Origin of the sequence: Microvirga sp. M2, from assembly GCF_047497095.1 — a bacterium.
In the GTDB taxonomy this organism is placed as follows: domain Bacteria; phylum Pseudomonadota; class Alphaproteobacteria; order Rhizobiales; family Beijerinckiaceae; genus Microvirga.
Window position 1 is genome coordinate 567,811 of the sequence record NZ_CP134064.1, and the last position, 12,419, is coordinate 580,229.

Sequence of the window (12,419 nt, forward strand, 5' to 3'; positions counted from 1 at the left end):
TCGTTTTCGACCATGAAACGCCGTTCATACTAGACCAGGGGCTGGTGCCGATAGCCAGAGACCGAGATGAGCGCAACATTGGTGACGGGTGGCTGCGGGTTCATTGGCCGATATCTCGTCTCCGCTCTTCGTGCCTGCGGTCACCACGTTCGAGTGCTCGACCTCGCCTGTCCGTCCGATCTTCCGCCGGACATCGAATTCCTGCATGGCTCGATTCTCGATGGCGCACGCCTGAGGCAAGCCATGGACGGCATCGGCTGCGTGTTTCACCTGGCTGGAGCAGCCCATTTCTGGATGCCGAGAAGGGAAGATTTCGGCGTGATCAATGGCCGCGGTACGCAAGCGGTTCTGCAGGCCGCGGCGGACATGAAAGTCGGCAGGGTTGTTCACTGCTCCACAGAGGCCATTCTGCTGCCCAAGCACTCCATTCGGCGGCGGCCGATCGACGAGAACGTCCTGCCGCCCTTGAGAGACATGGCAGGCCCCTACACCCGGTCGAAGCACGAGGCCGAGCAGGCGGCGCTGGAAGCCGTGCGGAATGGGCAGGATGTGGTCATCGTCAGCCCGGCGGTGCCGATTGGAGCTGATGACCGCAACATGACCCCGCCGACGGCCATGCTCTCGCTGTTCCTGGCCGGCCGCTTGCCCTTTTTCCTCGACTGTGAGCTCAACCTGGTCGATGTGCGCGATGTCGCGACCGGCATCATCCTGGCGGCCGAGCGCGGACGCACGGGAGAGCGCTATGTTCTGGGCGGGGAGAATATCCGCCTGCGCGCGCTCCTGCACCTGCTCGAAGACGCATCGGGACACCGCATGCCACGGCACAGCATTCCCAGGCCGGTTGCCTTCATGACAGCTGCCTTGGCTGAGTGGCTCGCCGATCATGTCACGGGTCGGAGGCCACCGGCAACACGGGAGGGGGTTCGTGTGGCGTGTCGGTCCGCATTGCTGGACTGCTGCAAGGCGCGTCTGGAACTCGGCTATGCGCCAGTTCCTATCCGGGGAGCATTGCTTGAAGCCGTCGACTGGCTGTGCACGATGATGCGTGTCCACGACCATGCTCCGGCGACGGATCGGCCGAGAGGCATAGGACCATCGGCCAGAAATCGGATTACAGACCAGCGCAGCTCCTGATCAACAACTAAGTATGGCTCCATCAGCATAGACCCACTGCTGCGCTGCCTGGAGCAAGCTCGTCGACCGACCTTGGACCATCATGTCCATCGGCTTGCGAGATTGGGCGCACGGGTTCTGATCAGCAGGACTAAGTATAATTCAACATAGATGAACCTTGTCCAGGCGATACCTTTGCAGCCATTTCTCGAGAGTGAACTTTTTATTCGAGTATGAGCAATACTTATATATATCGTAAGGTATATAGAAATATTTCGAGACACTCTGTAGTCATTGGCCCACTCAGCACAGCCTGACGGGACCGGGGCGCGTTAAAGCTGCTCTTGTACCACTTTCGAGAAATCCTAATACTTACGGATAGCAGGAAGCGGCAATGACTATCGACATCGATCAGTTTCATGATGTGCATACGCCGCCCATAGTGGGCGCGCGTAGCCAGGGAACCAGCCAGCCGGTGCAGAGTAAGGTTGCAACAGGACAACACACCGCCCAAGGTCTGAAACGTGCTTTCGACGTCGTTGCGGCTTTTATTCTACTCGTCCTGCTGCTTCCCTTATTTGCGGCGGTTGCCGCCCTGGTCGCCACGGACGGCGGACCGGTCTACTTCCGACACAGGCGCATCGGCCACGGCGGCAAGAGTTTCGGCTGCCTGAAGTTCCGCACGATGGTGGTTGGCGCTGAGCCCCTGCTCAGGGAATATCTTTCTCATCATCCCGAGGCTGCGGAGGAGTGGGCACGGGACCAGAAGCTCACGTTCGATCCTCGCGTCACCACCATCGGCAGGGCTCTTCGGCAAACGAGCCTCGACGAGCTTCCGCAGCTCTTCAATGTTCTCAAGGGCGAAATGAGTCTTGTGGGTCCCAGGCCGATTACCGAGTCCGAACTCGCCCGTTACGGCAGCCATCTCGCACATTACAAGGCCGTCCGGCCGGGGATAACGGGCCTGTGGCAGGTCAGCGGGCGCAGTGACCTCTCCTACGACAAGCGCGTCGTGCTGGACGTGGAATACGTCGAGAACTGGCATCTTCTCCTCGACGCGCGGATCCTTCTGCGCACACCCTGGGTGGTCCTGCACCGCGTCGGTGCGAACTGAGCTGTCCAGACCTCTCTCGATTCAATGAGCTGAATCATGAACACGAGCGTGTTGATGTCTACTTATGCCGCCGAGAAGGCTTCCAACCTTAAGGAGGCCCTCGAGAGCATGTACAGCCAGACTGTCCCGCCGGATCAGATGGTTCTGGTACTGGACGGGTCCGTCGGCCACGACCAGGAGGCCATCATCGAAGCGTATCGGCGGGATCGGCGCATCAGCCGCACCGATGTGCTGAGGCTCCCCATGCAGCAGGGTCTGGCGCGGGCACTCAACGCCGGCCTCCAGCTCTGCAAAGGCACGTATGTCGTGCGCATGGACAGTGACGATATCAGTACGCCGGATCGCCTTGCGATTCAGCTTGCCTATTTCGGCGATCATCCGGACACCGACGTTCTCTCCTCATGGTGCGAGGAGTTCTTCGAGGATGGTGCGGCCACGCAGCTCAAGATCTGCCCGGTGGATCACGAGGCTATTATCGGTGCTCTCCGGTGGCGTAATGTCCTGACCCACCCGGCCTTGATGATCAAGGCCGACACGCTTCGGGACATCGGCGGATACAGGGCGAAGTTCGGCAAGCTCGAGGACTACGACCTCTTCGTTCGACTTGCCCAGTCGGGCGCACGTTTCCACGCGATTCCCAAGGTTCTGGTGCGAATGCGCTCCAGCATCGAACAGCGCTCGCGGCGGGGAGGACTTTCGTACTGCATGCACGAGGTCAGGTTCCGCACCGAGTGCTTCCGCCAGGGATTTCTCAGCACAGGGCAGTTCATCGCCACGACCACGATGTACCTGCTCTTCCGATCAACGGCGGCTGTATTCCGTCGCCGCGCTTACAGCATAGCTCGCAGATGATCATGGACGCTACACCCGCTTCGCTTTCCCCCTCCTCCACCCGGAGGTCCGAACTCACCGATCGCTCGCTGCGCATAGCCCCGGCGCAGCGGCCGGGCGCGCATGCGAACGATGCGGCGAAATCCGGCCGGACGGCGATCAGCCATACCTGGCGCGCTTTTACGCGACGGTTCCTATGGGGCTTCATTCCAATTGTGATCCTCACCGCCATCGCCTGGCCCTACATCCCGCGCCGCTATGTGGCCTCTGCAATGATTGTGCTGCGTCCGGCCGACACCGCATCGGCCGAGGACACCCAGCCATGGCGGCAAACCCTGGACGAGGGTGCGATCCAGTCCGAAATCGATCGCATCACGTCTCCCAAACTGACGGACATCGTGATCAGGAAGCACAACCTGCTCAAGGACCCGGAATTTGCCTCCCCGTCCCATCTGTCAGGTATTCGCTCGTGGCTCGGCGCGGCAGCCCCCGCACCAATCTCCGAGGCGGAGGTGCGGCGGCGGCTGGCGGACCATTTCTCCGTCCAGCGGGATCGCAAGTCCTATACGATCAAGCTCGGGTTCTGGTCGGGCGACGCGGCCAAGGCCGCAGCCATGACCAGGACCCTTCTGGCCGCCTACCTCGACGAGCAGATGATCAGGAAGCGTGAGCTCGTCACACGCGCCGCGATGTTGACGCGGGCCGAGGCGGAACTGCGCGGCTCTGCGCATCGCGCCGCGGAGGCGGCGGTCGAGAACCTGCTCATGACGTCCGGCCTCGCCGATACCGGCAGCCAGGTCGCACTCGACCAACGACTGGCGGTGCTCAGTACGGAGGCCGCGCAGGCCCATGCCCGAGCCATTGAAGCCTCCATCCGGCTGAAGACTCTGCGGGACGCGAAGGCTGCAGGTGCGCTCGACAATGCGCCGGAAATTCTCGCCTCGCCCACCGTGCGACAGCTTAAGGAGGCTCTGGCGGCCGCTCTTTCAAAGACTGCCGTCCTGGGACCGGAGACCCAGGCCATCACGGCCAGGATCACGGAGGAAGCGGAGCGCATCGTGAAAGCCGCGGAGATCGAACTCGCCGGCTGGCGGCAGCGTGAGGACATCATGCAGGCCGAGATCGAGACGCTGAGCGAGAAGCTGATCCTGCGTCGGCAGAACGAGCTTCGTCTGGAAGAATTGAAGAGCCGCGCAGCGTTCACCAAGGAGGCTTACGACAGGGCCGTCACGCAGATGCTGGCCCAGCAAGCGCGGGTCAACGCCGTCATGCCCGATGCCGAGATCGTCACCGATGCCGAAGAGCCATTGCAGCCTGCCTACCCGCAGGTGACGCTGACGGCCTTCGGGAGCCTTCTGGTCGCCATCATGGTGGGCTTTCTGTTGGCCTGGCGGTCTCTCGTAACGTTGTTCAGATTCTACCATGGCTCCTCCACCATGGGCCGGAACATTCCGGATCACGCGGTGCCCGACACAGATCCCATGAACCGGGCTCTACAGACCTATCCTCCGGCTGCCTACCGCACCGAGCTGAGCACCGATCATGTCTCTCATCTCTGATACGGGGGACCGCGCGCTGCACCACGCCTTGTCTTCGGATCGTGAGACGTCGTCCCGGAGCTTTCTCGAGCGGCCCGCAACTTACGCGGTCGGCGCGCCTGTCCTCAGCGCGTTGGGAGCCGGCACCACCCTGCTGGCCCCCATGCTGCTGGATCCCGCCTCCTTCGGGGCCTTCGTGCTGCTGTCGGTGATATGCCAATGCTCCAGCCTGTGCGACCTCGGTCTTGCCCCGCTGGGTGACAGGATCCTGGCCAAGGACGGAACCCTGGCGCAGGACACGGTCGAGGACCTGATCCAGACACGCTGGCTGATCGCCCTCGGGATGGGCGTCGTCCTGTTCCCGGCCGTTGCGCTCGCCGCGTTCGTCGGCGGGCTGTTCACCGGCTGGGACGCGGCGCTGGCGATCGTGGCAGGCCTTGCGATGATGATTGCGAACGGGCGGGTCGTGGCTTTCCGCACCGCATCCCAGATCAGGGCGTTCACGACCTCGGCCCTGATCCTACAGGCCGGACTGACCCTCCCCCGGCTTGCCGGCCTCCTCCTGGCCGGCGTGAGCGGCTGCTTCGCGGTTCTCGTGCTCTGGTATGGAGCTTGCGCCGTCGCCATGGCGAAGCCGCGCCGGCTGACGCGCGAGCAAGCCCGCACAGCCGTGGATCTGCTCCGCCGCGGTCTTCCGCTCTTTGCTTTCAGTGGATTCTGGCTGGCCTATACCTTCGCCAGTCGCTGGATCTCCGCGACCCTATCGAGCCCGCACGATTTCGGCCTGTTTGCATTCGGGTCCAGCTTCAGCTTCGTGGCCATCGGGCTGCTCGGCACGGTTGCCCAGGTGCGCTATCCGGCGATCATCCGGGCGTTCCATCACTCGCCCGAGACAGCCCCGCAGCTTCTGGTCAGGGACATCACCTGGCTCGCCGGCGTGCTGACCCTTGCGGTCGTGGCCGCAGCCCTATGCGGCAGGACGGTTCTGGCCTTTGCGTTTCCAGCTTTCGTCGACGCCTATGCGGCGGCAGTTGCAACCGCCGCATCCTGCATTCCCCTCGGAGTAGCGGCCTGGATCCTGCCGGTCGCCGTGGCTTTCTCACCACGCCCCATGCGCGACAGCTGCAGGCTTTTCGGACCTGCACTCGCGGCCGTCGTTGCCGGAATGGTGGTGGGCAACGCCATCGATGGAATCGTGGGCCAGGCCTGGGCTGTCGCCGCGGCATCGAGCCTTCTGGCTGCGATGCTCCTCCGGTACATGCGCAGGATCGGAGTTCTTCAGGATCCCGCCTCGGTAATTCTCCTCAAGGCAGCCTTCCCGTTGGCCGGCGTTGGCATCGCGGCGGTGTGCGCCGCCCGCCCGGTGCACGGAGCGGCAGCGAGCGAGAGCATGCCGCCTGACGGATGGAGCCTCGCCTTCAGCGACGAATTCGACGAACTGGATCTCTCGAACGACCGGTCAGGCCCTTACCGGTCGGGCACTTGGGAGCCTCACTATCCCTGGGGAGCGCGCACCAACAACAAGGAACTTGAATTCTACGTCGATCCGCGGCCCGGCAAGGATCCCGCCAGCCTCACTGCGCTCGGCCCCTTCAGCATCGACGACGGCAAGCTTCTGATCCGGGCCAATCCTGTCCCGGCGGCTCACCGTGCGGCGGCTCAGGGCCAGCCCTATTCCTCGGGCCTGCTGACGACCGCGCGCTCCTTCGCGTTCCAGTACGGCTACGTGGAAATCCGCGCCCGGATACCTGCGGGACAGGGCCTCTGGCCTGCCTTGTGGCTCATTCCGCTCGACCAGTCGTGGCCGCCCGAAATCGACATCATGGAAACTCTGGGCCACCGGACGGGCGAATACTGGGCGACATTGTACGGTGGGCCAAAGGCTCGCCCCGACAAGTCGACGACCCTCGTGCGGACGCCGGACCTCGCGGCCGACTTCCACATGTTCGGCGTGAAATGGACCGCCAAGGATGTGACGTGGTTCTTCGACGGCAAGGCCGTCGCCCAGGCTCCGACGCCCGTCAACATGCACAAGCCCATGTACATCGTCGTCAACCTTGCGGTGGGAGGCGAATGGCCCGGCGCTCCGGACCACACAACGGCATTCCCGGCGGAATTCGCCATCGACTACGTGCGGGCCTTTACGCCCCCGACCGAAAAGCATGACAAGGAGACCATACGATGAGCATGCGTGTTCTGAAGGCCCGATGGGCGCTTCTTGCGACGATGCTGCTGAGTGCCCAGTTCGTCCCGACTGCTGCTTCGGCCGCCTACCGGCTCGGCGCAGGAGACGTCCTCCAGATAGCCGTCTTCGGCCTGACCGACTACAACCGGCGCGTCACGGTGAATGTCGACGGAGATATCTCCGTGCCGTTCGTGGGCGAGCTGCATGCTTTCGGCCTGTCGCTTCCCGAACTGCGCGCCGCCTTGGCCAAAAGTCTGGAATCCAGCGGCGCTGTCCGGAATCCGCAAGTCACCATCGAGCTCGTCGAGCACCGGCCGTTCTACATCAGCGGAGACGTGGCGAAGCCCGGCGCTCATCCGTACCTCCCCGGCCTCACTGTTCGCCACGCCGTTGCCCTCGCGGGCGGCGTCGACGCGGTGCGCTTCCATTCGGGTAATCCCATGCTGTTAGCCCCGGACCTCGAGTCGGAGCATTCGTCCGCTTGGCTCGAGCTCGTCAAATCCCAGGCCCGGCTCATCAGCCTGCAGGCAGAGGTGAACGATACCGAGGATGCCGACTTCAGCGTCTTGTCGAACGCACCCGTCAACCAGACCCTCGTCAATAGGATTGTCGACCTCGAGCGGAGGAACCTGCGGGACCGCCTTTCCGTCTACCGCAAGGAAGTCGCATTCCTGAATAGCGCGATCGGAGCGACGCAGGAGCGCGCCGGAGTCCTGGCGTCATCCGTCGAGCAGCAGACGGCATTCGTCAGGCGTCAGGAAGAGATCATCGAGCGCGTGGCCGGCAACCTGGCGCGCGGCGTCTCTTCTCAAATGCGTGTCGACGAGGAAAGTCGCACCATGGCGTATTTGAAGGGGCAGCAGACGGAAGCGGAGGCCAGGGCAGCGCAGGGTCAAAAGGAACTGCGCGACCTGCAGCACAATCTGGAAAAGTCGAAGGACGAGCGTCAGGTCCGCCTCAGCCAGGAGCTTCAGCAAACCTCGATCCTGGTCGGAAAGATCCAGTCCCAGATCGGAAGTGCCAGTGAGAAGCTCCTTGTTGCGGGGCGGCTCAAGGCGCAGCTGCGCACAGGGGCATCCGGGCCTGAGTTCATCATCCACCGCAAGTCCGATGATGGCCTCCGCAGCATCCCGTCGACGGCAGACACGGAACTGGAGCCCGGCGACGTACTGGAGGTCGTCGTCGATACCGACCCGGTCGCCATGCGCTGATGAGGCCGTGAGGCGACGGTGATAGGGACGGCTTCGAAAGCGAGCTAGCGCCTCCCAGTGCGCTTCTTGGGCGAACGCGAGGGGATCAGTGCTCCGGCAAGGTAGCCGAGCTGAAGGGCGACGCCGCCGATGACCAGGCCCCAGAAGCCGAATCCGCCCGCTATCGTGAAATAGCTGATCAAACTCAGGACGCAATAGGACAGAACGGCAATGATCAGAAATACGTATCTCAGCCGCGCACCAAGAATTGCACCGCCCAGAAACATGGCTGCAAACAGAATCATTGCCATCAAAGTTCAAACCTCCACCACCTTGGCGCAGCACCACCCGGGGGAGGCCGAACAAGGCTCTAGAATATTTTGCACCACCGCCAAGCAAAACAAGAGCCATCGTCGCTCTGCCCATCGGCCATGATGCTCTGCCGATGCTGGAAGAGCGGCAGCCGTCACCCGACAGACGAAGGACGCCCGTGATGACCGATTCCGAAGCAGCCCCGCCCCGTGATCCATCCCCGTACGACCTCGGCCGGCCCTCGCAGTCGGAAGCGCCCCTTGTGAGCGTCGTCATTCCGACCTTGAACCGGCCGCAGGTTGTCTGCCGCGCGGTTGCGAGTGTGCAGTCGCAAACTTACCAGAATATTGAGATCCTGGTCGTGATCGACGGCCACGATCCTCAGACGGTTGAGAACCTGGTGGCCCTGAACGACAACAGGATCAAGGTCATCTCGCACGGGCGCAACATGGGTCCAGGTCCAGCCCGCAACACCGGCATCCGAGCCGCGGCCGGCTTCTGGATCGCGTTCCTGGATGATGACGATGAGTGGCTGCCCAACAAACTGGAGCTCCAAGTGCGGGCCGCCCAGCAACTCCCTAGGCAGGAAAACTCTATCATGACCTGTCGGGTCTATGCGGAATTCGGCTCGAACCGGGCGGTGTGGCCCGCGCGGCCGCCTGCCGAGTCCCAGCACATCAGCGAGTACCTGATCGACCGTCCGAACCTGCTCGCCAGGCCGGGATATGTCGCGACACCGACGATTATGCTCAAGCGCAGCCTTGCTCTTCGCTTCCCATTCCAGAACGATGGAGATCATGAGGACTGGAGTTGGTTGCTGCGTCTGGCCCACGATGCGCATGCCAAGCTGCATTTCGTGTGGGAGCCTCTCGTCGCGGTCAAGATCTCCGACACGCTCACGTCGCGCAGCCACCGCAACGAGTGGCGGGTCTCCTACGACTGGGCGCAGACATACCGCGCCATGATGACGCGAATGGCCTATGCGTCCTTCCTCCTTACAAAAGTTGGAGCAAAGGCACGTCGGGTTCAGGACCGAGAGGCGTTCTTGACGATTCTTCGATCGGCCTTCGCCCTGGGAAGCCCTCGCCTGCGGCACCTCGCCTTCTTCCTAGGTCTATGGTTCATTCCGCTCAGCGCCGGCCACAAGCTGTTCACATTCAGCTTGAAGCGCTCGTGAGTTCCCTACAGCATCGGACGTGAAATCGCACTCACGTCCGACGCTTCAACATCATGATCTTGAGCATCTTTTCACGCAAAACCGGTGCCCACTTCTGCGTTCGATGCTCCCGCTCGAGAGAGGCGGGTCGAGGGCAGGCTCTCAGGCCCTGTCGGCTAAGGTAAGGGCGATGCGCGTCAGGGCAGTGCGGTTGGCGACGCCGAGCTTTCCATAGATGTTGTGCAGATGGAGCTTGATGGTTCCTTCCGTCACGTTCGTCCGTCGGGCGATCTCCTTGTTCGACAGACCTTCGGCCACGAGCATGATGACTTCAAGTTCCCGGGGAGTGAGGATTCTGTTCAGACGCTCGACCTTCCTGCGCCTCTGCGTCTCGCGCTCGGCGGCCTCCCCGAGGGAGAGCGGCAACTGCCATGTTCCGCCGGACGAAACCGCTACGAGGCATTCCAGGAGCGTGGTCGCAACCGTATCCTTCAACAGAATCCCGGCCGCGCCCTTCTCGATTGCGCCGAGGAGCTGCTCGTCGGTTGCGGAAGCGGTTAGAAAGACGACCCTGGCGTCGAGGTGCTCGGACCTGACCGTGTCCAGCACCTCAAGGCCTGTGAGATGAGGCATCGCGATATCGAGTACCGCAAGGTCGGGTTTATTCTCCCGAATGGCTTGGAGCGCGCAGGCGCCGTCATTGCAGAGCGCGACGATTTCGAACATCCGCGAAGTCCCAATCAGGTTGGCCAGACCGTCGAGGAAGATCGGATGATCGTCCGCGAGGACCACTCGCAGCGTCTGTCGGTCGCTCATCTTAAGGGCACCCGCATCTTGAGTATGGTGCCGGCAGGTGAGGTCTCCAGCTCCAGGGCCCCACCCAATTCCTTGACCCGCGCCCGGAGCGAACGCGGACTGATATCAAAGGTCGACAGCGCGTTGTCGTCGTATTGTCCTTCAAGATGCTCGAAGCCTTTCCCGTCGTCCTCGATGTGGAGCTGTAAAAGGCAGCCTCGATCCAATGCCGCCAGAACCGAAATGCGAGAGGCCTTCCCGTGGCGAACCGCATTCGATACGGCTTCCTTCAGAAGGTGCCTGACATGGTGGGCCAGCATGGAGGGCACAGCCAGATCCGGCGGGAGAACGGTCAGTGTGCCGTTCAAGTCCCATTGCTGCATGAGCTTGGCAAACTGATCCTGAAGCCCGTGAACCAGTACGACCCTTGCTGTACGGTCACTCGGATTCAGCCGGTTCATCTCGACAAAATCGCGAACGCGGCGCTGTTCATCGACCAGATCATGGCGGATCTGCTCCAGCCGGTCGCCGACGGCACTGTCGGATTGCTTGCTCAAGAGCTGAAGGCGGATGTTCGCCGCCGCGAGACTTTGCAGAATGCCGTCATGCAGATCTCGTGCGAGGCGAACACGCTCCGCATAGGCCGCCATGCTCTCCACCTGATCCCGCAGGATCCGGTGCTCCAGGTCCATCCCGATGCGTGTGGAGACCAGTTCCGCGATAACCAGATCATCATCCCCTTTCTTCGGCTGATCGAGCAGGAACACACGCCCCCGGCAATGCGGCTGATTGAACGGGGCCGTGATTGCACAGTCGATTTCAAACGTCTCGCGCAGAAGTTGGTCAACCGCCAAGGGATCATGGGAATCGGGCGAGGACTCTTTTGGACCATCATCCTCGCTACGCGACACCACTTCGAAGGTCTGGCCGACCAGGGCAGGCGCGACAAGCGAATTGAAACGATCGGGAGGCTCGCGGCTGACCTGGAGATCGTCGGGGGTCCAAAGAGCGACCTGCGTGAACGGCTCCTCCGCTTCCTCCCACACGATCAGGATCCGCGAAACGTCCATGAGTTGCGCCACATGTGTCAGGGCGCCCTTGATCGGGAGCGGATGCCTTTCCTCCCCGTCCGGACCAGGCCATCTGGCAAGCTGGGTCAAGCGGCGGCGGGTCCGTTCGCGGTAGGCGCTTACATAGGCCAGCATAATTCCGGCCATCACGAGATAGCCTGCGCGCACGATAACCCGACCGACCTCGTTGGGACCACCCGGCGGCAGCTCGTCAAGGATCACCAGAAGGACGAAGAGAACGAAGAAGGCGCTCGTCAGAATGATGGTTGTTGCGACGACGCCTTGCCAGCTCCAGCGCAAAGTGCTGGACAGCAGTATGAAGGTAAAAAACACGAAGAAGGGGCTAGATGGCCGCTCGCTCAGATAGATCAGGCACGATATGACCGCGATATCGAAGGCGTGGCTGAGGATCTGTTCGCGCTGGTTCGGCGAACGCCAGTACACCATCACCACACACAGAATCGCGAAGGCGAAATAGATTCCCAGGAGCCCATAGATGGCGTGGACGTTCTCGGTGGGGTGAGGCGGGTCGACATAGATGGCGGTGATCGCAACGTTCACCATAAACAGGCGGCCAAGCGCGATCATTCGGCTCGCGGGCCAGGAGACGATGCTCCAGTCGACAATGTGGTGGAGGTTTCGAGCCCTCCGTCCGTCCACCACCCCCAAAATGTTATTCTTTTCCATCTTTGGCCTTGCGGCTTGTAGAGACGCACTTCGATTTCGAAACGAACCAGGTCTTTGCTTTCAGCCCGTTCCGGCAATGGACTTCGCAGAGATGTCCGGCCGAGACGGGATCTGAATTCAACCATAGAGGGCGCTCGCGGCCCGTCGCTGGCGGAAATGGATTATCCGCCTCACCTTTTTGAGGCATTTGTCCCGGAGAGCATTCCCAGAAAGTGATAGTGCCCTCACGTCGGCCCCGGGCTTCGAAGCTCTTGGCACTCGCAGGACTTGCTTCCGAGGGTGCTGTCAAATTGGCGCTGCCGATGGCAACACCGCCGTCAGGTCAGCCCACATTATCCCCCCACCGCAGCTCCAGCAGGATAGCGCCAAGAAACGAAAGCGCCCGCGCGGGGCACCGTTGCATTCCCCTGGCGCATCGTGCGGACCCG

General features: G+C 62.2%; 10 protein-coding genes. 7 read left to right on the plus strand and 3 right to left on the minus strand.

What is annotated here, in order from left to right; all coding sequences use genetic code 11:
* Window positions 1-66 precede the first annotated feature (66 nt).
* The 6 genes from RE429_RS22320 (at window position 67) to RE429_RS22345 (ending at window position 7,992) form a co-directional block, all read left to right on the plus strand.
* Window positions 67-1,134, plus strand: a complete 1,068-nt coding sequence (locus RE429_RS22320) for an NAD-dependent epimerase/dehydratase family protein (RefSeq protein WP_414475517.1) — start codon at window positions 67-69, stop codon at window positions 1,132-1,134.
* Window positions 1,135-1,507: 373 nt separating this feature from the next.
* Window positions 1,508-2,227, plus strand: a complete 720-nt coding sequence (locus RE429_RS22325) for a sugar transferase (RefSeq protein ID WP_414475518.1) — start codon at window positions 1,508-1,510, stop codon at window positions 2,225-2,227.
* 54 nt (window positions 2,228-2,281) lie between these two features.
* Window positions 2,282-3,079, plus strand: a complete 798-nt coding sequence (locus RE429_RS22330; RefSeq protein ID WP_414475519.1) for a glycosyltransferase — start codon at window positions 2,282-2,284, stop codon at window positions 3,077-3,079.
* A 2-nt stretch (window positions 3,080-3,081) separates the two neighbouring features.
* A complete protein-coding gene (locus RE429_RS22335; RefSeq protein WP_414475520.1) occupies window positions 3,082-4,617 on the plus strand; it encodes a GumC family protein in 1,536 nt (511 codons plus the stop codon).
* Window positions 4,601-6,781: a family 16 glycosylhydrolase gene (locus RE429_RS22340; RefSeq protein ID WP_414475522.1), complete on the plus strand. Its 2,181-nt coding sequence runs from the start codon at window positions 4,601-4,603 to the stop codon at window positions 6,779-6,781. Before RE429_RS22335 ends, RE429_RS22340 begins: the two co-directional genes overlap by 17 nt.
* Window positions 6,778-7,992: a polysaccharide biosynthesis/export family protein gene (locus RE429_RS22345; RefSeq protein WP_414475523.1), complete on the plus strand. Its 1,215-nt coding sequence runs from the start codon at window positions 6,778-6,780 to the stop codon at window positions 7,990-7,992. Before RE429_RS22340 ends, RE429_RS22345 begins: the two co-directional genes overlap by 4 nt.
* A gap of 44 nt (window positions 7,993-8,036) precedes the next feature.
* Here RE429_RS22345 and RE429_RS22350 read toward each other — a convergent pair whose 3' ends face one another.
* The gene (locus RE429_RS22350) at window positions 8,037-8,282 is read right to left on the minus strand and encodes a hypothetical protein (RefSeq protein WP_414475524.1); all 246 of its coding nucleotides are present in this window, start codon (window positions 8,280-8,282) and stop codon (window positions 8,037-8,039) included.
* 182 nt (window positions 8,283-8,464) lie between these two features.
* On the opposite strand from RE429_RS22350, the gene RE429_RS22355 reads away from it, so the two are divergent.
* Window positions 8,465-9,460, plus strand: a complete 996-nt coding sequence (locus RE429_RS22355; RefSeq protein WP_414475525.1) for a glycosyltransferase family 2 protein — start codon at window positions 8,465-8,467, stop codon at window positions 9,458-9,460.
* A 141-nt stretch (window positions 9,461-9,601) separates the two neighbouring features.
* Here the strand turns inward: RE429_RS22355 and RE429_RS22360 are convergent, their stop codons facing one another.
* Both RE429_RS22360 and RE429_RS22365 read right to left on the minus strand, forming a co-directional pair.
* Window positions 9,602-10,255: a response regulator gene (locus tag RE429_RS22360; protein ID WP_414475526.1), complete on the minus strand. Its 654-nt coding sequence runs from the start codon at window positions 10,253-10,255 to the stop codon at window positions 9,602-9,604.
* Complete coding sequence (locus tag RE429_RS22365) at window positions 10,252-11,991, minus strand: sensor histidine kinase (protein ID WP_414475527.1); 1,740 nt, start codon at window positions 11,989-11,991, stop codon at window positions 10,252-10,254. Before RE429_RS22365 ends, RE429_RS22360 begins: the two co-directional genes overlap by 4 nt.
* Window positions 11,992-12,419 lie beyond the last annotated feature (428 nt).

Excerpts from the sequence above, each read along its gene's own strand:
- RE429_RS22320 (WP_414475517.1), top strand. The coding sequence starts at position 67 with ATGAGCGCAACATTGGTGACGGGTGGCTGCGGGTTCATTGGCCGATAT.
- RE429_RS22325 (WP_414475518.1), top strand. The coding sequence starts at position 1,508 with ATGACTATCGACATCGATCAGTTTCATGATGTGCATACGCCGCCCATA.
- RE429_RS22330 (WP_414475519.1), top strand. The coding sequence starts at position 2,282 with ATGTCTACTTATGCCGCCGAGAAGGCTTCCAACCTTAAGGAGGCCCTC.
- RE429_RS22335 (WP_414475520.1), top strand. The coding sequence starts at position 3,082 with ATGGACGCTACACCCGCTTCGCTTTCCCCCTCCTCCACCCGGAGGTCC.
- RE429_RS22340 (WP_414475522.1), top strand. The coding sequence starts at position 4,601 with ATGTCTCTCATCTCTGATACGGGGGACCGCGCGCTGCACCACGCCTTG.
- RE429_RS22345 (WP_414475523.1), top strand. The coding sequence starts at position 6,778 with ATGAGCATGCGTGTTCTGAAGGCCCGATGGGCGCTTCTTGCGACGATG.
- RE429_RS22350 (WP_414475524.1), bottom strand. The coding sequence starts at position 8,282 with ATGGCAATGATTCTGTTTGCAGCCATGTTTCTGGGCGGTGCAATTCTT.
- RE429_RS22355 (WP_414475525.1), top strand. The coding sequence starts at position 8,465 with ATGACCGATTCCGAAGCAGCCCCGCCCCGTGATCCATCCCCGTACGAC.
- RE429_RS22360 (WP_414475526.1), bottom strand. The coding sequence starts at position 10,255 with ATGAGCGACCGACAGACGCTGCGAGTGGTCCTCGCGGACGATCATCCG.
- RE429_RS22365 (WP_414475527.1), bottom strand. The coding sequence starts at position 11,991 with ATGGAAAAGAATAACATTTTGGGGGTGGTGGACGGACGGAGGGCTCGA.